The organism is Burkholderia sp. LA-2-3-30-S1-D2 (assembly GCF_001523915.2).
Taxonomy (GTDB): Bacteria; Pseudomonadota; Gammaproteobacteria; order Burkholderiales; family Burkholderiaceae; genus Burkholderia; species Burkholderia diffusa.
The window spans coordinates 545301-565284 of sequence record NZ_CP013384.1 but is presented as its reverse complement, the minus strand read 5'-3'; the positions used below and the strand labels follow the sequence as shown (position 1 = coordinate 565284).

The 19984-nt window shown below is 69.4% G+C and carries 21 protein-coding genes; 10 read left to right on the top strand and 11 right to left on the bottom strand.

The features are described 5' to 3' along the window. Nucleotides 1-14 precede the first annotated feature (14 nt). Both fabG and WS66_RS15245 read right to left on the bottom strand, forming a co-directional pair. Complete coding sequence (gene fabG / locus WS66_RS15250) at nt 15-731, bottom strand: 3-oxoacyl-ACP reductase FabG (protein ID WP_059607718.1); 717 nt, start codon at nt 729-731, stop codon at nt 15-17. Nucleotides 732-846: 115 nt separating this feature from the next. After that, nucleotides 847-1131, bottom strand: a complete 285-nt coding sequence (locus WS66_RS15245; protein ID WP_082722004.1) for a phosphopantetheine-binding protein — start codon at nt 1129-1131, stop codon at nt 847-849. A 564-nt stretch (nt 1132-1695) separates the two neighbouring features. Between WS66_RS15245 and WS66_RS15240 the strand changes: the two genes are divergently transcribed. The 10 genes from WS66_RS15240 to WS66_RS15195 all read left to right on the top strand — a co-directional run bounded on the left by WS66_RS15240 (nt 1696) and on the right by WS66_RS15195 (nt 12078). Continuing rightward, the gene (locus WS66_RS15240) at nt 1696-2340 is read left to right on the top strand and encodes a hypothetical protein (protein WP_059607755.1); all 645 of its coding nucleotides are present in this window, start codon (nt 1696-1698) and stop codon (nt 2338-2340) included. Nucleotides 2341-2405: 65 nt separating this feature from the next. Beyond that, nucleotides 2406-4166 (top strand): AMP-binding protein, encoded by a 1761-nt coding sequence (locus WS66_RS15235; protein WP_059607720.1) that lies wholly within the window; start codon nt 2406-2408, stop codon nt 4164-4166. Then, nucleotides 4163-5137, top strand: coding sequence for an LpxL/LpxP family acyltransferase (locus WS66_RS15230; RefSeq protein WP_059607722.1), 975 nt, complete (start codon nt 4163-4165; stop codon nt 5135-5137). The genes WS66_RS15235 and WS66_RS15230 overlap by 4 nt, the downstream gene beginning before the upstream one ends. Further along, a complete protein-coding gene (locus WS66_RS15225; protein ID WP_059607724.1) occupies nt 5134-5778 on the top strand; it encodes a LolA-related protein in 645 nt (214 codons plus the stop codon). The genes WS66_RS15230 and WS66_RS15225 overlap by 4 nt, the downstream gene beginning before the upstream one ends. Further along, nucleotides 5778-8258 carry an MMPL family transporter gene (locus WS66_RS15220; RefSeq protein ID WP_059607726.1) on the top strand — a complete coding sequence of 827 codons (2481 nt, stop codon included), beginning with the start codon at nt 5778-5780 and terminating at the stop codon, nt 8256-8258. The genes WS66_RS15225 and WS66_RS15220 overlap by 1 nt, the downstream gene beginning before the upstream one ends. Continuing rightward, nucleotides 8255-9139 (top strand): polysaccharide deacetylase family protein, encoded by an 885-nt coding sequence (locus WS66_RS15215; protein WP_059607728.1) that lies wholly within the window; start codon nt 8255-8257, stop codon nt 9137-9139. Before WS66_RS15220 ends, WS66_RS15215 begins: the two co-directional genes overlap by 4 nt. A gap of 63 nt (nt 9140-9202) precedes the next feature. Next, nucleotides 9203-10426 carry a beta-ketoacyl-[acyl-carrier-protein] synthase family protein gene (locus tag WS66_RS15210; protein ID WP_059607730.1) on the top strand — a complete coding sequence of 408 codons (1224 nt, stop codon included), beginning with the start codon at nt 9203-9205 and terminating at the stop codon, nt 10424-10426. After that, on the top strand, nt 10423-11241 hold the full coding sequence (locus tag WS66_RS15205) for a beta-ketoacyl synthase chain length factor (protein ID WP_059607732.1): 819 nt from the start codon (nt 10423-10425) through the stop codon (nt 11239-11241). Before WS66_RS15210 ends, WS66_RS15205 begins: the two co-directional genes overlap by 4 nt. Then, the gene (locus WS66_RS15200) at nt 11238-11762 is read left to right on the top strand and encodes a hotdog family protein (RefSeq protein WP_059607734.1); all 525 of its coding nucleotides are present in this window, start codon (nt 11238-11240) and stop codon (nt 11760-11762) included. The genes WS66_RS15205 and WS66_RS15200 overlap by 4 nt, the downstream gene beginning before the upstream one ends. Nucleotides 11763-11784: 22 nt before the next feature. Next, nucleotides 11785-12078, top strand: a complete 294-nt coding sequence (locus WS66_RS15195) for a hypothetical protein (RefSeq protein WP_059607735.1) — start codon at nt 11785-11787, stop codon at nt 12076-12078. Between the two features lie 80 nt (nt 12079-12158). Here WS66_RS15195 and WS66_RS15190 read toward each other — a convergent pair whose 3' ends face one another. The 9 genes from WS66_RS15190 to WS66_RS15150 form a co-directional block, all read right to left on the bottom strand. Further along, nucleotides 12159-12359, bottom strand: coding sequence for a hypothetical protein (locus tag WS66_RS15190; RefSeq protein WP_059607737.1), 201 nt, complete (start codon nt 12357-12359; stop codon nt 12159-12161). Between the two features lie 113 nt (nt 12360-12472). Beyond that, complete coding sequence (gene phbB / locus WS66_RS15185) at nt 12473-13216, bottom strand: acetoacetyl-CoA reductase (protein ID WP_059607740.1); 744 nt, start codon at nt 13214-13216, stop codon at nt 12473-12475. A 214-nt stretch (nt 13217-13430) separates the two neighbouring features. Next, a complete protein-coding gene (locus WS66_RS15180; RefSeq protein WP_108064745.1) occupies nt 13431-14612 on the bottom strand; it encodes an acetyl-CoA C-acetyltransferase in 1182 nt (393 codons plus the stop codon). A 256-nt stretch (nt 14613-14868) separates the two neighbouring features. Beyond that, complete coding sequence (phaP, locus tag WS66_RS15175) at nt 14869-15450, bottom strand: TIGR01841 family phasin (protein ID WP_059603023.1); 582 nt, start codon at nt 15448-15450, stop codon at nt 14869-14871. A gap of 461 nt (nt 15451-15911) precedes the next feature. Continuing rightward, a complete protein-coding gene (locus WS66_RS15170) occupies nt 15912-16676 on the bottom strand; it encodes a ParA family protein (protein WP_059603020.1) in 765 nt (254 codons plus the stop codon). 71 nt (nt 16677-16747) lie between these two features. After that, nucleotides 16748-17371, bottom strand: a complete 624-nt coding sequence (locus tag WS66_RS15165; RefSeq protein WP_059603017.1) for a DNA-3-methyladenine glycosylase — start codon at nt 17369-17371, stop codon at nt 16748-16750. Next, nucleotides 17358-17909 carry a G/U mismatch-specific DNA glycosylase gene (gene mug / locus WS66_RS15160; RefSeq protein WP_059603015.1) on the bottom strand — a complete coding sequence of 184 codons (552 nt, stop codon included), beginning with the start codon at nt 17907-17909 and terminating at the stop codon, nt 17358-17360. The genes WS66_RS15165 and mug overlap by 14 nt, the downstream gene beginning before the upstream one ends. Nucleotides 17910-18022: 113 nt before the next feature. Further along, nucleotides 18023-18574 carry a single-stranded DNA-binding protein gene (locus tag WS66_RS15155; RefSeq protein ID WP_059603013.1) on the bottom strand — a complete coding sequence of 184 codons (552 nt, stop codon included), beginning with the start codon at nt 18572-18574 and terminating at the stop codon, nt 18023-18025. Between the two features lie 103 nt (nt 18575-18677). After that, entirely contained in the window at nt 18678-19865 is a 1188-nt protein-coding gene (locus WS66_RS15150; protein WP_108064682.1) for an MFS transporter, read from the bottom strand. Nucleotides 19866-19984: the final 119 nt, after the last annotated feature.

The following is a 19984-nucleotide window of genomic DNA, read 5'->3' as shown; positions in this document are numbered from 1 at the left end:
CGCCGCGCGCGTCGTCATGCGAGCCCGCCGTTGACGGACAACACTTGTCCCGTCACATAAGCGGCCGCATCGGATACCAGATACGCGACCATCGCCGCGACTTCGTCGGGCCGGCCCGCGCGTTGCACCGGCACGAGCTGCTTGATCCGTTCGGCGGGAAATGCATGGTCGGCCATCGGCGATTCGATAATGCCGGGCGCGACCGCATTCACCGTGATGCCGCGCGACGCGAGCTCCAGCGACAGCGACTTCGTCGCGCCGATCAGCCCCGCCTTCGCGGCCGCGTAGTTGACCTGCCCGCGGTTGCCGGTCACGCCGGCGACCGACGCGATGTTGACGATCCGGCCGCGCCGCGTGCGGATCATCGGCAGCAGCAACGGCTGCGTCACGTTGAAAAAACCGTTGAGCGTCACGTCGATCACGCTATGCCACTGCCGGCGCGACATGCCGGCCATCGGTGCGTCGTCGTGAATGCCCGCGTTGTTGACGAGGATCTGCACCGGTGCGTCGTCGATGAACGGCGCGAGCGCGGCGAGCGTCGCATCGGCGTCGGTCACGTCGAATGCAATCGCATGCGCGGTGCCGCCGGCCGCGACGATCTGCTGCGCGACCGCCTCCGCCTGCGCGAGATTCCGGTTCGCGTGCACCCAGACTTCGTGGCCGGCCTGCGCGAGCGCCGCGCAGATCGCCTGCCCGAGTGCGCCGCTGCCACCCGTTACGAGCGCCCGCATCGCATTGCTCCGTTCATGGCGTTTCCTCTCGATCGACGCGGCCGTGGTTCGTCCGGCGACCGCCGCCGCGTGCCGTCATCGTCTGCGTGCCGCGTCGCGTTCGCGCGCGCCGCCGTCACTTGGTGCGATGCGCGGCGACGTACTCGGCGAGCGCGCCGAGCGTCGCGAAGATCTTCTGGTTGTCCGGATTGTCCGAGCGCAGCTCGAAGCCGTATTTCTTCGAGATCAGCAGCGCGATTTCCAGGATGTCGATGGAGTCGAGCCCGAAGCCCTCGCCATACAGCGGGGTCCCGGCCGTCACCGTTTCGAGCGGGACGTCTTCGAGATTCAGTTCGCCGATGATCAGCGTGGCGAGCTCTTGTTCCAGTGCGTTCATCATGCTTGCGGGCAGGCGGCCCATGGCAGCGGGAGGCACCCGGAAACGGCAATCGTCGTGCACGCCCGGCGCGTGCGAAGCGCGCGCGAATCTCCGTCCCTCCGGCGTCTGCCGGCTTCCCCGCCTGCGTTATTGGGGGTCGTTTGTAAAAGTTACGCGGATTCTAGACGATGGGTATCGGCACGTATACGGGGATTGGTTACAGACTGAAGGCCCCCGCCGCGGCCGGTTTCGGGCCCCGATCGCAGCAGACGCTTGAGCCGCTTCGGGCGGAAATGAATCGCCGCCGCGAAAGGTTCAGTGCGCTGCCATACATTCGGTTACAAAACCCGGCTGCGTCGACCTCGAACCGCCGCGCCGCGGCCCTAAAATGTGCGTGCACGATAGCCGGCCCGGACATGCGTCCCGGCCGCCATTCATATGATGTTTGACGGCCCGACGAATGCGTCCGGCCGCGATCCGTCCGATGTTTCCAGCAGCCATGCCGCGCCCGTCCATTCGTCTCGCCCCGGTTTGCCCGCCCGTCCGCCGCCGCGCCGCGACGGACGACAGCAATGCGCGCACGCGCCGCGCGCCCGGAGCGCCGCGATGACCTCGCCGCTCGGCATCGCACGCGGCGTCGGCGCGGCCGCCGCGGTGGCGGCGTACCAGATCGGCGCGCACTACGCGGCCGCGACTCCCGGCGCGCACGGCTTCGGCCTCGCGATGGCGCTCGTGCCGCCGCTGCTGCTCGCGCTCGGCGCGGCATTGCGCTCGCCGAGGCGTGGATGGCTGGTGCCCGCATGGCTGCTCGCCGCGGCCGCGCTGTGGGCCGCGCGCATTCCGCTCGCGCGCCATTTCGAATGGGGCCTGTATCTGGAGCACGCGAGCTTCAACCTCGCGCTGGCGCTGCTGTTCGGCCGCACGCTCGCGGCCGGCCAGGTGCCGCTGTGCACGCGCTTCGCGACCATGATCCACGGCACGATCACGCCGGCCGTCGCGATCTACACGCGGCGCATCACGTTCGCATGGACGCTGTTCTTCGTCGCGATCGCCGCCGTGTCGACGCTGCTGTTCGCGACCGCGCCGATCGTCGCATGGTCGACGTTCGCGAACTACCTGTCGCTGCCGCTCGTCGCGGTGATGTTCGCCGCCGAGCATGCGTGCCGGCGCTTCGCACTGCCGCACGACGCACGGCCGAGGATGATCGACGCGGTGCGCGCGTACCGCGCGTCGACGCAGCCGTCACGATGAATTCATGACCGGCGCGGCGCCGCATCGCGGCCGCGCCGGTGACCGTCTCCCGCTTTCGCCGATTTATGCCGACTTACCCGCTGGTGTTCCATTCCTCGCCGGACCAGGTGATTGCCTGGCGCGACGGCACGCCGGTCAGCGTGCGCGCGTTCGTCGCCGACGTCGCGCGCGTGGCCGCCGCGCTGCCCGCCGGCAGCCACGTGTTCAACGTGTGCCGCGATCGCTACCGCTTCGCCGTCAGCCTGTGCGCGGCGCTCGTCACCGGCAGGATCAGCCTGCTGCCGTCGACACACACGCCGGAGATGGTGCGCCAGCTCGCGTCGTTCGCACCGGACGCGTTCTGCCTGCACGACGCGCCGGACTGCACGATCGACCTGCCGCGCTTCGCCTATCCGGACGCCGCACCCGTCGACCTCCCCGACGACGCGCCGTGCGTAGTGCCGCAGATCGACGCGTCGCGAATCATGGCGTACGTGTTCACGTCGGGCTCGACCGGCGCGCCGGTACCGCATCGCAAGACCTGGGGCTTCCTGGTCGGCTGCGTGCGCGCGGCGGCCGACCGCCTCGGCCTGCTCGACGGCCGCGCAGCCACGCTGATCGGCACCGTGCCCGCGCAACACATGTACGGCTTCGAGTCGACGGTGCTGCTCGCACTGATCGGCGGCCTCGCGTTCAGCAACCGCCAGCCGTTCTACCCCGTCGACATTCGCGACGAACTCGCCGCGATCCCGCAGCCGCGCGTGCTCGTCACGTCGCCGATTCACCTGCGCGCACTGCTGTCGGCCGGCCATGCGCTGCCGCCGGCCGCGCTCGTGCTGTCCGCCACCGCGCCGCTGTCGGAAAAGCTCGCGTGCGAAGCCGAGGCCGCGCTCGATGCGCCGCTCGTCGAGATCTACGGCAGCACCGAGACCGGCCAGATCGCGACGCGCCGCACGTCGCAAGGCGCGACGTGGCAGCTGTTCCCGGGCATCCGCCTCGACGCACGCCCGGCACATGACGCGCCGGGCCGCGACACCGCAGGCGACGACAGCGGTCCGACCGTGTGGGCGTCGGGCGGACACGTCGAAACCCCCGTGCCGATGGGCGATGCGCTCGAACTGATCGGCGACGGCCGCTTCCTGCTGCACGGCCGCAAGGCAGACCTCGTCAACATCGCGGGCAAGCGCACGTCGCTCGCCTATCTGAATCACCAATTGAACGCGATCGCCGACGTCGTCGACGGCGTGTTCTTCATGCCGGACGACGCCACGCCGGCCGACGCCGATGCGACCCGAGAACCGGTCACGCGGCTCGTCGCGCTCGTGGTCGCGCCGACGCTCGCCGCGGCCGACCTGCAGCGCGCGCTGCGCGAACGGATCGATCCCGCGTTCATGCCGCGTCCGCTCGTGTTCGTCGACGCTTTGCCGCGCAACGAAACGGGCAAGCTGCCGCGCGACGTGCTCGCCGCGCTCGTCGCACGGCACACGCGGGCCGCAGCGGCCGAAGCGGACGAGCGCGCCGTGACGGCTGCGCCGCTCGCGTTCACGATTCCCGCCGATCACCCGGCGCTGCCCGGTCATTTCCCCGGTCATCCGATCGTGCCGGGCGTCGTGCTGCTCGATCACGCGATCGCCGCGCTCGGTGCGTCGCTGAACCGCCCGCTGCACACGTGGCGGCTGGCTTCCGCGAAATTCCTGAGCCCGGTCACGCCCGGCGAGCCGCTCGATCTCGCGTTCGATGCAGCGGCCGGCGGCGCGATCCGCTTCACGCTGCGCGCCGGCGCACGCGACGTCGCCACCGGCGTGCTGTCCGCACCGGCCGCCGCGCCGGAGGGCACACGGCCATGAAGCGCACCGCATGGGCCGAGCGCCAGGAACGCAGCAACGCGGCGTTGCTGCGCGCGATGACCTGGATCTCGCTGCGGTTCGGCCGGCGGCCGTCGCGTGTCGTGCTGCACGCCATCGCGACCTATTTCGTGCTGTTCTCGCCGGCCGCCTGCTCGGCGTCACGCGACTATCTGCGCCGCGTGCTCGGCCGTCCAGTGCGCTGGCGCGACGTGTACCGGCACGTGTTCACGTTCGCGGCGACGATCCACGACCGCATCTACCTGATGAACGGCCGCTTCGACCTGTTCGACATCCGGCTGCATGGCGAAACGCGGGTCGACGATGCGCTCGCCGGCGGGCGCGGCGCATTCCTGATGGGCGCGCACCTCGGCAGCTTCGAAGTCGTGCGCGCGATCGGCCGCACGCGTCCGGACCTGCGCGTCGTCGTCACGATGTTCGAAGAGAACGCGCGCAAGATCAACGCGACGCTCGCCGCCGTGAACCCGGCCGCGAAACCGGACGTGATTCCGCTCGGGCAGGTCGACTCGATGCTGAAGGTGCGCGAGCGTCTCGACGCGAACTGCATGGTCGGCATGCTCGCCGACCGCACGCTGCTCGACGATGCAGCAACCTCGATGCGGCGGCTGCCGCTGCTCGGCGCACCGGCCGCGTTCCCGCTCGGGCCGCTGTACATGGCCGCGATGCTGCGGCGCCCGGTGCTGTTCATGACGGGCCTCTATCGCGACGGCAACCGCTATGACGTGCACTTCGAGACGCTCGCCGATTTCTCCGACGTGCGCCGCGACGCGCGCGCGGCGGCCGTCGACGCGGCGCTCGCGCGCTACGTCGCGCTGCTCGACAGGTATTGCCGCGCGGCCCCGTACAACTGGTTCAACTATTTCGATTTCTGGCAGACCGGCACGGCCGCCGCGCGCCGCGACGATGCGCGCGCGTGCGCCAACCTGTCCGCCACGAGGGATTCCGACGCATGACCGCCGTTCTCCGCTTCCTGTCGCTGTTCCCGCTACCGTCCGCGCCCGCGCTGCGCCGCTCGGCGCGCACGTTCGCCATCACGGCCGCCGTCGCGCTCGCCCTGCCCGCGCACGCGGCCGACACCGGTGCGGCGTGGACCCTCGACCGGCTGATGTCGACGCTCGCGCAGCACAAGTCCGGACGCGCGACGTTCATCGAGACGAAGACGCTATCGATCGCCGCGCAACCGCTCGAATCGTCGGGCGAGCTCGTGTTCGTCGCGCCCGACCACCTCGAGAAGCACACGCTGAGCCCGAAGCCCGAACATCTCGTCGTCGACGGCGACATGCTCACCGTCGAGCGCAACAACCGCAAGTACACGCTCGCGCTCGCGCGCTATCCGGAACTCGGCGCGTTCATCGACAGCATCCGCGCGACGCTCGCCGGCAATCGTTACGCGCTCGAGCAGGTCTACAAGGTCGCACTCGCCGGTCGCGGCGACGACTGGACGCTGATGCTCACGCCGCTCGATTCGCGGATGCTGAAGGTCGTCAGCACGATCACGCTCGAGGGCTCGCGCGACGAGTTGCGCAGCGTCGCGATCCGGCAGGCCGACGGCGACCATTCGACGATGCGCCTGCAACCCGTCCCGGCGAAGTGATGGACGAGCGCACCCGGCCGACCGCCCCCGTCGCGCATCGCCCGTCCGCGTGGCGGCAGCGCGCCGTGCTCGTGTGGCTGGTTGCGCTCGTCGCATGCGGGATCGCGATCGCCCGTGCGAATTTCACGGCTGACCTGTCCGCATTCCTGCCGAGCGCGCCGAGCGCCGGGCAGCGCGTGCTCGTCGATCAACTGCGTGACGGCATCGTGTCGCGGCTGATCCTCGTCGCGATCGACGGCGGCGATGCGGCCACGCGCGCCGCGCTGTCGCGGCGCGTCGCCGGCACGCTGCGCGCCGACCGGCAATTCTCGGCGATCAACAACGGCGAAGCGGTCAACGACGTGCAAGACCGGCAGTTCGTGTTCGACCATCGTTATCTGCTGAGCCCGGCCGTCTCGCCGCAACGCTTCAGCGCGGGCGGCCTGCACCAGGCGCTCGGCGACAGCCTCGACCTGCTGAGCTCGTCGGCGGGCCTCGTCGCGAAGGCGATGTTGCCGCGCGACCCGACCGGCGAAGTGACCGCGCTCGTCGACCAGCTCGACAGCGGCGCGCAGCCCGCGATGCGCGATGGCGTGTGGACGTCGCGCGACGGCACGCGCGCGGTGCTGGTCGTGCAGACGGCCGCCGCCGGCTCCGACACCGACGCGCAGGCGCGCGCGATCGACGCGGTGCGCCACGCGTTCTCCGCCGCGACGCGGACGCTGTCGAACCGCGCCGCGTACACGCTCGCGATGACCGGCCCCGGCGTGTTCTCGGTCGACACGCGCGACACGATCCGGCACGACGTCGAGCGGCTGTCGACGGCGAGCGTCGTGCTGATCGTCGCGCTGCTGATGACGCTGTACCGCTCGCCGCGCACGCTCGCGCTGGGGCTGCTGCCGGTGCTGACAGGCATCGCGGCCGGCATCGCGGCGGTCAGCATCGTGTTCGGCACGGTCCACGGGCTGACGCTCGGCTTCGGCACGACACTGATCGGCGAAGCCGTCGACTATTCGATCTACCTGTTCGTGCAATCGGCTCAGGTCGGCGCGCGCGGCACCGCGCGGCCTGCCGACGCGACGCGCGCATGGGTCGCCACGTACTGGCCGACGATCAGGCTCGGCGTGCTGACGTCCGTGTGCGGCTTTGCGTCGATGCTGTTCTCCGGTTTTCCGGGCCTCGTGCAGCTCGGGCTGTACTCGATCGCCGGGTTGACGGCCGCCGCGCTCGTCACGCGCTTCGTGCTGCCTCACCTGCGCGGCGAGCACGTCGCGATTCGCGACGTGTCGCGCGTCGGCGCGGTGCTCGCGCGTGCGGCCGCCGCGGCGCCGCGGCTGCGCTGGCCGCTCGCCGTGCTCGTGCTCGCCGCGTGCGCGACGCTCGTGTTGCATCGCGACGGCCTGTGGAGCCGCGAGCTTGCAGCGCTGAGCCCCGTTCCCGCCCGCGCGCAGGCACTCGACGCACGCCTGCGCGCCGATGTCGGCGCGCCGGACGTGCGCTACCTCGTCATGATTTCCGCGCCGACCGAACAGGCCGCGCTCGAACGCGCGGAGCAGGTCGCCGCGCAATTGCAGCCGCTCGTCGATCGCGGCACGCTCGCGGGCTTCGAAAGTCCCGCGCGCTATCTGCCGAGCGAAGCCGCGCAGCGCGCGCGCCAGGCGAGCCTGCCGGACGCGGACGTGCTTGCCACGCGCATGCGTGCGGCCGTCGCGAACCAGCCGATCTCGGTCCGGCCCGAGCTGTTCGCACCGTTCATCGCCGATGTCGAGACCGCACGCCGCGCGCCGCCGATCACGCGCGCGGACCTGCGCGGCACGTCGATGGCGCTCGCCGTCGACGCGCTGCTCACCGAGCGCGCGGGCCGCTGGAGCGCGATGTTGCCGCTGCGCGCGCCTGATGCCGCACGTACCGCGTCGCCAGCCACGCCGGCGCTCGACGCCGCTTCGATCCGCGCGGCGGTCGCGCGCGCCGGCGTGCCGGATGCGCTGTTCGTCGACATGAAGGCCGAGGCCGACCGCCTGTACGTGAACTACGTGCACGAGGACATCCGGCTGTCGCTCGCCGGTTTCGCGGCGATCGCCGTGCTGCTGCTGATCGCGCTGCGCTCGCCGCGTCACGTCGTGCGCGCGCTCGCGCCGCTGGTCGCGGCCGTGCTGGTGGTGACGGCCGGCTTCGCGCTCGCCGGCGTGCCGCTGACCATCCTGCATCTCGTCGGGATGCTGCTGATCGTCGCGGTCGGCTCGAACTATGCGCTGTTCTTCAACAAGCGCGACGACGCACAACCGGTCACGCCGCATACGCTCGTGTCGCTGCTGATCGCGAACCTCGCGACGGTGGCCGGCTTCGGCCTGCTCGCGCTGTCGCGCGTGCCGCTGCTCGAAACCTTCGGGCTGACCGTCGGCCCTGGCGCGATGCTCGCGCTCGCGTTCGCCGCGATTCTCGCGCCACGCGCCGCAGCGACGAGCAGCGCTCGTCCCGACCTGACAGGAGCCCGCGCATGAATGCGCCGTCGTCCGTTCCACCGCGGCAGCCGGGCGATGCGCGCCGCTGGAAACCGACGCCGCTGATCGCGGGCACGGCGGCGCTGCACGCGGGCGCGCTCGCGGCCGTCGTCGCGCAGCCGGCTGCATGGCCGTGGGCAGCCGGCGGCGTGGTCGCGTCGCATCTCGCGCTGACTGCCGCCGGCCTGTGGCCGCGCAGCGCGCTGCTCGGACCGAACTGGACGCGCCTGCCGGCCGGCGCCGGCCGTCGGATCGCGTTGACGATCGACGACGGCCCGGACCCCGACGTCACGCCGCGTGTGCTCGACCTGCTCGATCGTCACGATGCGCGCGCGACGTTCTTCTGCATCGGCGATCTCGCGCGCCGCCATCCGCGGTGGATCGAAGCGATCGTCGCGCGCGGCCATGCGGTCGAGAACCACAGCCAGCGGCACCGGCATACGTTCTCGCTGTCGGGGCCCGCCGCGCTGCGGCGCGAGATCGCGGCCGCGCAGCAGACGCTGACCGAGATCGCCGGCACGCGCCCGCGCTTCTTCCGCGCACCGGCCGGCCTGCGCAATCCATTTCTCGAGCCGGTGCTGTGCGAGCTCGGCCTGCGGCTCGCCAGCTGGACGCGACGCGGCTTCGACACGCGCGCGAGCGACGCGGACATCGTCACGCGCCGCCTGCTCGACGGTCTGGCGCCGCGCGACATCCTGCTCGTGCACGACGGCCACGCGGCACGCGACGCGCGCGGCGAACCGGTCGTGCTCGACGTGCTGCCGGCGCTGCTGCGCGCGGCCGCCGATGCGCAGTTGCACTGGACCACGCTGCGCGCCGCGCTCGCGCCCGAATCGCCCGCCCAGCCCGGCACGCCGGCCCCCCCGTTTGATAAAATCTGACCCTGCCCGGCGCGCCCGCCAGCCCTGCTGCGGCGCCCGTTCCGGCCACCGGATACGACCCTCGTGAAACCTCTCCTGCTCTCGCACTTCACCGCCACCAGTTGCATCGGCAGCGGCCTCGATGCGACCGTCGACGCGCTGCGCAACGCACGCGGCGGGCTCACGCCGTGCGACTTCGAACGCGCCGATCTCGACACCTGGATCGGCGCGGTGGACGGCGTCGATGCGCATCCCGTGCGCACGGATCTGGCCGACTTCGACTGCCGCAACAACCGCCTCGCACAACTCGGCCTCGTCCAGGACGGCTTCGACGCACGCGTCGCGGCGGCCGTATCGCGCCATGGCGCCGCGCGCGTCGGCGTGTTCATCGGCACGAGCACGTCCGGCATCCTCGAGACCGAACGCGCGTACGCGCAACGCGATCCGGCGAGCGGCGCGCTGCCCGCAGGGTTCCGCTATGCGCACACGCACAACCCGTATTCGCCGGCCGCGTTCGTGCGCGCGTATTTCGCGCTCCGCGGACCGGCGATGGCAATCTCGTCAGCGTGTTCGTCCGGCGCGAAGGTATTCGGCTCCGCGCGCCGGATGATCGAAGCGGGGCTGATCGATGCGGCCGTCGTCGGCGGCGTCGATTCGCTGTGCCTGACGACGCTGTACGGCTTCAATTCGCTCGAACTGCTGTCGCGCAGGCCGTGCCGGCCGTTCGACGTCGCGCGCGACGGCATCTCGATCGGCGAAGCGGCTGCGTTCGCGCTGCTCGAACGCGTGCCGGATACACGCGCCGCGCTCGACGACGACGCGATCCTGCTGCTCGGCATCGGCGAATCGAGCGATGCGCATCACATGTCGTCGCCGCATCCGGAAGGGCTCGGCGCGCGCATCGCAATCGAACAGGCACTCGCGTCGGCCGGCCTCGCGGCAGGCGACATCGACTACGTGAACCTGCACGGCACCGCGACGCCCAGCAACGATGCCGCCGAAAGCCGCGCCGTCGGCGCGCTGCTCGCGCGCACGCCGTGCAGCTCGACGAAGGGGGCGACCGGGCACACGCTCGGTGCGGCCGGCGCGCTCGAAGCGGTCGTCGCCGCGATCGCGCTGCGCGAGCAGTTCGTGCCGGCCGGCGTCAACACGACGCAGCCCGACCCGGCGCTGGCCGCCGACTACGTGCTCGCGAGCCGCGCGGCGCGCGTGCGTGCGGTCCTGTCGAATTCGTTCGGGTTCGGCGGCACGAACTGCAGCATGATCCTCGGCCGCGCCGAGCATGCCCGCCGCCGGGAGCCGACATGACCCTCACCGCCTTCATCGAAAGTGTCGGCCTCGTCGGGCCGGGATTGAACGACTGGCCGCACGCGGCCGACGTGCTCGCGGGCCGCGCGGCCTATGCGAGCGCGCGCACCGTGCTGCCGCCGCCCGCCAGCCTGCCGCCGGCGGAACGCCGCCGCACCGGCCCCGTCGTGCGCGTCGCGCTTGCGGTCGGCCTCGAGGCGGCAGCCGCGAGCGGGCGCGATGCCGCCACGCTCGCGACCGTGTTCAGCGCGTCCGGCGGCGACGGTCAGAACTGCCACGCGATCTGCGAGACCCTCGCCGGCGACGATCGCCACCTGTCGCCCACCCGCTTTCACAACTCCGTGCACAACGCGCCGGCCGGCTACTGGAGCATCGCGACCCGCGCGATGGCGACGTCGAACGTGCTGTGCGCTCACGACGGCAGCTTTGCCGCGGGCTTGCTGGAGAGCCTGTGCCAGGTCGCGGTCGATCATGTGCCGAGCCTGCTGATCGCCTACGACACCGACTATCCGGAGCCGCTGCGTGCGGTGCGACCGATCGTCGACGCATTCGGCGTCGCGCTCGTGCTCGTGCCCGACGCGAGCGAACGCACGCTCGCGCGCATCGACGTGCAGCTCACCGACGCGCCGGCGACGACGCTCGCGAACCCCGAACTCGACGCGCTGCGCACCGGCAATCCGGCCGCGCGCGCACTGCCGCTGCTCGACGCGCTCGCGGCTCGGCACACGGCGAGCGTCGTGCTCGACTATCTGGACGATACGCGCGTGCGGGTCGATATCGCGCCGGCGCATCCCGCGGCGGAGCACGCGCAATGACGACGCCGACGCCTGCGCTGACGACGGCAACGCTCGATCGCGCATGGATCGCCGCGCACATTCCGCACGAAGGCGCGATGTGCTTGCTCGATCGCGTCGATGCATGGGATGCCGTGCGGATCCGCTGCAGCGCGACGAGCCATCGCGATCCGCACAACCCGCTTCGCTCGCACGGCCGGCTCGCATCGGTCTGCGGAATCGAATACGCGGCACAGGCGATGGCCGTGCACGGCGCGCTGGTCGGTACGCAACACGCGCTGACGGAACCTGCGCGGCCGCGCGCCGGCTATCTGGCGAGCGTGCGCAACGTCGACGCGTTCGTCGATCGGCTCGACACGTTCGAGCTGCCGCTGATCGTCGACGCCGAGCGCATCGGCGGCGACGACCGCTCCGTGCTGTACGGCTTCACGCTGCGCTGCGGCGAGCGCGTGCTGCTCGGCGGCCGCGCCGCGGTGATGCTCGATGCATCGGCGGCCGGCGTATTCGTTCCGCCGCCTGCCGGCCGCGCGGACCCTCGATGACTAGCCCCAAGGAAACCAGGTCGTGAAAGCACGTCAGTTCATTTGCACCGCGTTCGTTCTCGCGCTGATCAGCCCGATCGCGCACGCGGACATGTCGGAAGTGAAGCAGGACATCAAGCGCGATTCGAAAGAAGCTGCGCACAAGACCGGCGAGGCCGCGCGAAGCTTCGGCCACGCAACCGCGAGCGCCGCGAAGACGGTCGGCCACGGCATCGCGCACGCGTCGCGCGAGGGCTGGGATGCCACCAAGCGCACGACGAAGCGGATCTTCCACAAGAACGATTCGGGCGAAGGTGCGGCGAAAAGCAGCGATTGAGCGCGGGCGTCTCGCGTACCGCACACGAACGCGCGCGATGCGGCACGACGCGTGAACGCGCCGTTGCCGCACCGCCGCCGTCAGCGCGCGCCGCTACGCGTGCGACGCGCCGGCCCGCGCACGAGGCGCTTGCCATACGCGACGAGCCAGCAATCGAGAGGATCGAAGTTGCGCAGCAGCCGCGCACGGCGCTGCTCGAGCCAGTGAAGCGCGATCGCCATCGTCAGCGCGACGGCCAGTGCCGAGCCGCCGATCGCGAGTCCCATCCAGGTGTCACCCATGCCTCCTCCGGAATGCGAGGCCGGGGCGGCGCGCGTGCCGCGACGCCCCGGCGCTGGATACAGCGGGAGCACGGCCCGGGCGCGCGCGCGAACGCCGCCCGGGCCGCTGCGCGTCAGTGCATGTGCTGGCCGCCGTTGATCGCGATGTTGGAGCCCGTCACGAAGCCGGCCTCCTCCGAGCACAGATACGCGATCAGCGCCGCGACTTCCTCGGGTTGACCGAGCCGTCCCGCCGGAATCTGCGGAAGGATCTTCGTATCGAGGATGTCCTGCGGGATCGCCGTCACCATCTTCGTCGCGAGATAGCCCGGCGATACCGTATTCACCGTCACGCCCTTGCGCGCGATCTCGAGCGCGAGCGATTTTGTGAAGCCGTGCATGCCGGCCTTCGCGGCCGCGTAGTTGGTCTGGCCGATCGAGCCCTTCGAGCCGTTGACCGACGAGATGTTGACGATGCGTCCCCAGCCGCGCTCGACCATGCCATCGCAGACCGGCTTCGTCATGTTGAACACGGAATCGAGGTTGGTGCGGATCACCGCATCCCAGTTGACCTTGTCGAGCTTGCGCAGCGTCATGTCGCGCGTGATGCCCGCGTTGTTCACCAGGATGTCGACCGGGCCCACGTCCTGAACGATCTTGTCGATGCACTGCTGGCACGAATCGTGGTCGGCCACGTCCACCGGATACGCATGGAATTCGCGGCCGGCCGCATGCATTTCCGTCAGCCAGCGATCGGCGCCCGCGTTGTTCGGCGAATACGTGACGACGACCCGGTGGCCCGCATCGTTCAACCGGATGCTGATCGCTTCGCCGAGGCCGCCCATTCCACCAGTCACAACTGCAATTCGCTTAGTCATCCTATAAGTTACCGACAAAAAGGTAGTCAATGATGCGGAGCGACGGCATGGCACATGCTGCCGCCCCACCGCTGCGATGCGCTGGCACCCGCAAGGCGGGCACGGCGCACCGGTACATCACGCTTGTTGTTGGTTGCTTGTTCCGCGCGAAGGTTGCTGCGCACGCGGGCGGCACCGGCCGGCGCCGCCCGCGTGCAATATCGTCAGACCCTGCTCAACCGCGTTCGACCGCGAGCGCGACGCCCATCCCGCCGCCGATGCACAGCGACGCCAGCCCGCGCTTCGCATCCCGCTTGACCATCTCGTGCAGCAGCGTCACCAGAATCCGGCAGCCCGACGCGCCGATCGGGTGACCGATCGCGATCGCCCCGCCGTTCACGTTCACCTTCGACGTGTCCCAGCCCATCTGCTTGTGCACCGCCAGCGCCTGCGCCGCGAATGCCTCGTTGATTTCCATCAGGTCCAGGTCGCCAGGCGTCCAGCCCGCACGCTCCAGGCAGCGGCGCGAGGCCGGCACCGGACCCATGCCCATCACGCTCGGATCCACGCCCGCGTTCGCGTACGCCTTGATCCGCGCAAGCGGCGTCAGGCCCAGTGCTGCCGCCTTCTGCGCCGACATCACCAGCACCGCCGCCGCGCCATCATTCAGCCCCGACGCGTTCGCCGCCGTCACCGAGCCGTCCTTCGAGAACGCCGGCTTCAGCCCCGCCAGCGATTCCGCCGTCACGCCGTGACGCACGAACTCGTCGGTCGCGAACTGCAGCGGCTCGCCCTTGCGCTGCGGAATCGACACCGGCACGATCTCCGCATCGAAGCGCCCGGCCTTCTGCGCGGCTTCCGCCTTGTTCTGCGACAGCGCCGCGAACGCGTCCTGCTCCTCGCGCGTGATCCCGTATTCCTTCGCGACGTTCTCCGCCGTGATGCCCATGTGGTACTGGTTGTACACGTCCCACAGGCCGTCCACGATCATCGTGTCGACCAGCTTCGCGTCGCCCATCCGGAACCCGTCGCGCGAGCCCGGCAGCACGTGCGGCGCCGCGCTCATGTTTTCCTGGCCGCCCGCGATCACGATGTCCGCGTCGCCCGCCACGATCGCGTTCGCCGCCAGCATCACGGCCTTCAGGCCCGAGCCGCACACCTTGTTGATCGTCATGCCCGGCACCGCGGTCGGCAGGCCGGCCTTGATCAGCGATTGGCGCGCCGGGTTCTGCCCCGAGCCCGCCGCCAGCACCTGCCCCATGATCACTTCGCTCACCTGCTCGGGCTTCACGCCCGAACGCTCCAGCACCGCGCGAATCACCGTCGCCCCCAGCTCCGGTGCCGCGATCTTCGCGAGCGAACCGCCGAATTTGCCGACCGCGGTCCGCGCGGCCGATACGATCACTACGTCCGTCATGTTCTCTTCCTGCATTGAAATCAGTGGGTCGATCCATATTGCGTGCCGGTACCGCGCGGCGGCGGCGCGTGAGCGCCGTGCGGCCGGCGATGCGGCTGCACGTTCGCACGCTCACGCGTGCCGTGCATCCGCCCGCCCCGACCGTGTCCGGGCACGCTGCGGCGGCCGGACATACGCCGAACGCCACGCGGCACACGCGGCGGCCGGCGCCCGCCGGCGCCGCTCAATCAGTGTCGCGCCAGCGCGCGACATGCGCTCATGCAGCCGACTCGCGCGAAGCGGTTTCCTTGCGAGCGGCGGCGGCGGTCTGCTTGGCACCGCGGGCCGTCGTTTCGCTGACTGCGTCGAAACCGCTTTGCGCGGCTTCGATCGCCTGCCCCGTCGCTGCACGCACGGAGTCGGCTGCGGCCGTCGCCGCGGACAGCGCCGAATTCAGCGCGGCGACCACGGCGCCCGAACCCGCCGGCGCATGCTTCGTCAACTCGCCGACCACTTCCTTCACGCGCTGGTCGTTCTGTTCGTACTGAGCCTGGGCAACCTTCGCCCACTCGGCCTGCGTCGACACGGCAATATCGAACAGATGGCGACCGTATGCGACGGCCTTGCCGGCGGCTTCCTGCGGTGCGGCGACTTGCTGCGCGAAGCCTGCAGCCGGGTTGCTCGCGTTGAACGCGTTCTTCAGCTTGTCCTCGTATTCCTGGAGCGCCGTCTTGGCCGCTTGCAGGTTGAGTTCGACGACTGCCTCGAAACCATTGATTGCCGGACGGGCAATCGCGAACCAGGCGGCGATTCCGGACTGATAATCGGCGGCGAATTTTTCGGGGGCAAATACGGACATCGGGCACGCTCCTGTTGGCAATGCGAGAGACGACGTAAAGAAAATGGAAGTCAGATCGAGGGCCTGCTTCCTTATTCACAACCCTCAGGCACGATTGATTGTGACGAGTTGAGGATGGCCATTTTAGATGGATTAATTGTCAATTAAGTGGCATTAATACTAGGTGAAAACCCTTAAATGTCGAAGTGACCGCTTCACAACGGTGCTTGTTCATAATGGGGTCGCCTCGCAACGCCTTGCCTGACAATGACTTTTACTTTTTTACAGCATAACCCACCGTAGCCAGCCGCAACATTTACCCCGTCATTATTCCCGTTATTAGAAAAAGGGCGCGCATTGAAAACGGGACAGATGATTATGTAATCGTTTTTCCAGATTTATTTTGAAATCGTTTCCGGGATTATTAATGGCGAATTCAATGATCGTATATGAATTGCCGGGAGGGGGCTGCGGCGCCCCCCTCACCCGACCAGTTCGCGATGCAGCGCCCGAAACTCCTGCGCGAGCTTGTGCGCCGGCTCGAGATGGATCACCGGCGTCGACTGCTGATGCGACTCGCGGATCTTCACCGACGCCGACAGCCGCGACGCCAGCACCGGCAACCCTTCCTCGACGAGTTCGTCGACCAGCCGCTGCGGCAGGCTCGCGCGTGGCTGGAACTGGTTGATGACGATCCCTTCGACCTCGAGCGCCGCGTTGTGGTCCTGCTGGATTTCCTTCACGTTCTCGAGCAGCGTGTATAGGGCCCGACGCGAGAAGTCGTCGCAGTCGAACGGAATCAGGCAACGCTCGACCGCGATCAGCGCCGAGCGCGTGTAGAAGTTCAGCGCGGGCGGCGTGTCGATGTAGACGGCATCGTAGGTGTCGAGCTCGTTGAGCGCATCGCGCAGCTTGTAAATCTTGTAGCGCGATTCGAGCTTGCCGTGCAGCGCGTCGAGGTCCGGATGCGCGGGCATCACGTCGAGCCCGTCGAACGGCGTCGGATGGATGAACGAGGCGACGTCGACCGGCCGGAAGTTGAACGTCAGCGCGGTCTCGAAGAATTCGGCGACGCCGGGATGCGCGTCGGCCGCGCGGTCGCCGAGCAGGTAGCGCGTGGAATTCGCCTGCGCGTCGAGGTCGATGACGAGCGTGCGCAGCCCTTCGCTCGCGCTGATCGCCGCCAGGTTGCAGACGATCGTCGACTTGCCCACACCGCCCTTCTGGTTGAATACGACCCGCCGCATGGTGTCTCCTTCGATCGAAACGTCGAAAGGACGAGCTTAGCCGGTCAATCGTGGCGACCGCGTGACATATGTCAGATGCGCGGCAGCGGTCCCGACACATGACGGTTGCCGGGCACGCTCCATCGCCAGGGCAGCTCCTGGCCGACGCGAATGCCGACGCGCGGCCCGCCCGCCAGGTTCGCGGGCGGCGCCATGCCGTCATCCACGAGCGCGAAACCTTCAAGCGCGACGACCAGATCGACCCCGTCCTGCGCGCCGGCGATGCCGAGTGCCTGGGTCAGCCGCGCGGGCCCCCGGCACAGATCACGATCGCGCGTCAGCGGCGGCCGGGCCGCACGCATCCGTTCGAGCCCGTGCAGCGGCTCCAGCGCACGGATCAGCACGCCCGTCCCGGCGCCTTGCGGACCGCACACGCAGTTGCAGCACCAGTGCATGCCATAGGTGAAATAGACGTACATATGCCCGGGCGGCCCGAACATCGTCGCATTGCGCGGCGTTTTGCCGCGGTAGGTGTGCGCGGCCGGGTCGATCGCACCCGCATAGGCCTCCACTTCCACGATCCGGCCGGCACGGCCGTCCGCTGCCGCCAGGATCTTGTTCAGCAGTTGCGGTGCGACTTCGGTGGCCGCGCGATCGAAGAACGCGCGCGGCAACAGCGCACCCGGCCAGCACGACGCGGGCTTATTGCGCGGCATCCGACGTCCCCTGCTGCCGGCGGCCCGAAACGGCGTGCGCCGCTTCTCGTAGCTCGCGATACGCGTCGACCAGGTCGTCGATGCCGAATGCGCGGTTCCTGCCGCTCGGATTCGGCAGGATCCAGACGGTCGCGCGCTGCATGTGCTCGGCTTGCCGGCCCCACGTGATCTCGCGTCGTCCGGAAAGCGCGGCGTACGCGGCCTTGCCCAGGAACGCGACGAAGCGCGGCGCGTAATGCACGATCTTCTGCTCGAGGACAGCCGCCTCGGCGACGAATTCCGCGTGCGACAACTGATCGGCGCTCGCGGTCGGTCGCGGTACGACCGCGGTCAGCCCGCATCCGTACGCGAGGATCGTCCGGTCGTCCCTCGGCGCGATTTCGTCCGGCGTGAAGCCCGCGAGATGCAGCACGCGCCAGAAGCGGTTGTTCCTGCCCGCGAAGTGATGCCCTGTCGCGGCGGCGGTCATGCCGGGGTTGATCCCGCAGAACAGCACATCGAGCCGCGGGGCGATGAGGTCGGGGAGCGCGTCAGCCACTGGCGGTCTCCGGGGCGCGGGGCGTAAACGGAAAAAGACCCGAAGGTCCGTGCCAAGCGATTGGCTTGACTCGGACATTCGGGCCCATTCCGGTGCGGGATACCGACGTTCCGTCAGAACGGAATATCGTCGTCCATCTCGTCGAAACCGCCGCCTGCCGGCGCGCTCGGACGGCTCTGACCGCCGCCTGCACCGCCGCGCGGCGCACCGCCGGCACGACCGCCGCCACCGCCGCGTTCCATCTGTTCGCCGCCGCGACCGCCACCACCACCGCCGTAGCCGCCGCCGTAACCGCCTTCGTCACCGCCGCCACCGCCGCCGCCCGAACCGCCGCGGCCGCCAAGCATCTGCATCTGGTCGGCGACGATTTCGGTCGAATAGCGATCCTGGCCGTCCTGGCCCTGCCACTTGCGCGTGCGGATACGGCCTTCGATATAGACCGACGAACCCTTCTTCAGGTATTCGCTGACGATTTCAGCGAGACGGCCAAAAAACGCGACGCGGTGCCACTCGGTCATTTCCTTGAAATCGCCGCTTGCCTTGTCCTTGTAGCGATCGGTCGTCGCGAGACGGATGTTCGCAACCGCGTCGCCGCTCGGCAGGTAACGGACTTCAGGATCGGCGCCGAGATTGCCGACGAGGATGACCTTGTTGACGGATGCCATGTGTTTCTCCAGTAAATTCGATGCCGGGCCGCCCGCGAATATCGTCGGAGCGGCCCGCCGGGCAAGCCGGCGAGCGTCGCCGGTGCCTGCCCGAAAAGAGGGTTCAGGCCTTGCGCGGCGGCGCTTTCATGCTGGCCGCGATTATAAGCCACGCCGCCACGAGCCCCGAGCAGGCATAGAAGACAGTGTTCGCGCCGCCGTGCTTCAGCAGCCAGCCGCCCACGATGCCGCCGAGCGCGAGCCCGATCGATTGCGTGGTGTTGTAGACGCCCGTGGCCGCGCCCTTGCGCGAACCGGGCGCGAGCTTCGACACGAGCGACGGCTGCGACGCTTCCAGGATGTTGAAGCCCAGGAAGTACACGAACAGGATCGCCGCCACAATCAGGATGGTATGCGGTGCGCTGCCGAGCAACAATTGGCCGATCAGGATAGCCAGAATGCCGCCGAGCAGCACCGGTTTCATCTTGCCCCGTTTTTCCGCGACGATGATCGCCGGAACCATCATCACGAACGCGAGCCCCATCACCGGCAAGTAGACCTTCCAGTGCGCGGCGACCGGCAGCCCGCCGTCGACCAGCAGGCGCGGCACGACGAGGAACAGCGCCGTCTGCGTCGCGTGCAACACCAGCACGCCGAAGTTCAGGCGCAGCAGCTCGACGTTGTGCAGCACCTCGCCGAACGGCGCCGGCACGTGCACGGGCCTCGCCGCGTCGGGCACGATCCACACCACGACGCCGATCGCGAGGATCGACAGCACGCCGACGATCGCGAACAGCCCGCTCATCCCGACCCAGTGGAACACGATCGGCGCGCCGACGATCGCGACCGCGAACGACACGCCGATCGAGCCGCCGACCATCGCCATCGCCTTCGTGCGGTTCTGCTCGGAGGTCAGGTCGGCGATGAATGCGAGCACCGCGGACGACACGGCACCCATGCCCTGGATCACGCGGCCGACGATGATCCACGTGATGTCGTGCGCGAACGCGGCGACGAAGCTGCCGAGCGCGAAGATCAGGAGGCCGGTGGCGATCACGGGCTTGCGGCCGAACTTGTCGGACGCCCAGCCGTAGAAGATGTAGAACAGCGACTGCGTGACGCCGTAGGCACCGAGCGCGATACCGACGAGCAGCACGTTATCGCCGCCCGGGATGGTTTTCGCATAGACCGAGAACACCGGCATGATCATGAACAGGCCGAGCATGCGCAGCGCGAAGATCGCCGCGAGCGACGTGGTCGCGCGCAATTCGGGCGCGGTCATGCGGGAAGACGTGGCGGACGGATTGGACATCGGGAATGAATTTCGAATGATCGGAATGTCCGCCCGGCGGCGGGCGGCGGAAGATCAGGGCCACCGGCCCGGCAGGCGCTTTCCGGGACCGCTTTCCGGGAGGTCACGCAGGCTGCCTG

Coding starts and splice junctions, on each gene's coding strand:
- WS66_RS15180 (WP_108064745.1), bottom strand. CDS start 14,612: ATGACGGACGTAGTGATCGTATCGGCCGCGCGGACCGCGGTCGGCAAA.
- WS66_RS15190 (WP_059607737.1), bottom strand. CDS start 12,359: ATGGGTGACACCTGGATGGGACTCGCGATCGGCGGCTCGGCACTGGCC.
- WS66_RS15235 (WP_059607720.1), top strand. CDS start 2,406: ATGCCGACTTACCCGCTGGTGTTCCATTCCTCGCCGGACCAGGTGATT.
- WS66_RS15165 (WP_059603017.1), bottom strand. CDS start 17,371: ATGCCGCGCAATAAGCCCGCGTCGTGCTGGCCGGGTGCGCTGTTGCCG.
- WS66_RS15240 (WP_059607755.1), top strand. CDS start 1,696: ATGACCTCGCCGCTCGGCATCGCACGCGGCGTCGGCGCGGCCGCCGCG.
- WS66_RS15225 (WP_059607724.1), top strand. CDS start 5,134: ATGACCGCCGTTCTCCGCTTCCTGTCGCTGTTCCCGCTACCGTCCGCG.
- WS66_RS15170 (WP_059603020.1), bottom strand. CDS start 16,676: ATGCGGCGGGTCGTATTCAACCAGAAGGGCGGTGTGGGCAAGTCGACG.
- phbB (WP_059607740.1), bottom strand. CDS start 13,216: ATGACTAAGCGAATTGCAGTTGTGACTGGTGGAATGGGCGGCCTCGGC.
- phaP (WP_059603023.1), bottom strand. CDS start 15,450: ATGTCCGTATTTGCCCCCGAAAAATTCGCCGCCGATTATCAGTCCGGA.
- WS66_RS15150 (WP_108064682.1), bottom strand. CDS start 19,865: ATGTCCAATCCGTCCGCCACGTCTTCCCGCATGACCGCGCCCGAATTG.
- WS66_RS15200 (WP_059607734.1), top strand. CDS start 11,238: ATGACGACGCCGACGCCTGCGCTGACGACGGCAACGCTCGATCGCGCA.
- WS66_RS15245 (WP_082722004.1), bottom strand. CDS start 1,131: ATGGGCCGCCTGCCCGCAAGCATGATGAACGCACTGGAACAAGAGCTC.
- WS66_RS15215 (WP_059607728.1), top strand. CDS start 8,255: ATGAATGCGCCGTCGTCCGTTCCACCGCGGCAGCCGGGCGATGCGCGC.
- WS66_RS15220 (WP_059607726.1), top strand. CDS start 5,778: ATGGACGAGCGCACCCGGCCGACCGCCCCCGTCGCGCATCGCCCGTCC.
- WS66_RS15155 (WP_059603013.1), bottom strand. CDS start 18,574: ATGGCATCCGTCAACAAGGTCATCCTCGTCGGCAATCTCGGCGCCGAT.
- fabG (WP_059607718.1), bottom strand. CDS start 731: ATGCGGGCGCTCGTAACGGGTGGCAGCGGCGCACTCGGGCAGGCGATC.
- WS66_RS15230 (WP_059607722.1), top strand. CDS start 4,163: ATGAAGCGCACCGCATGGGCCGAGCGCCAGGAACGCAGCAACGCGGCG.
- WS66_RS15205 (WP_059607732.1), top strand. CDS start 10,423: ATGACCCTCACCGCCTTCATCGAAAGTGTCGGCCTCGTCGGGCCGGGA.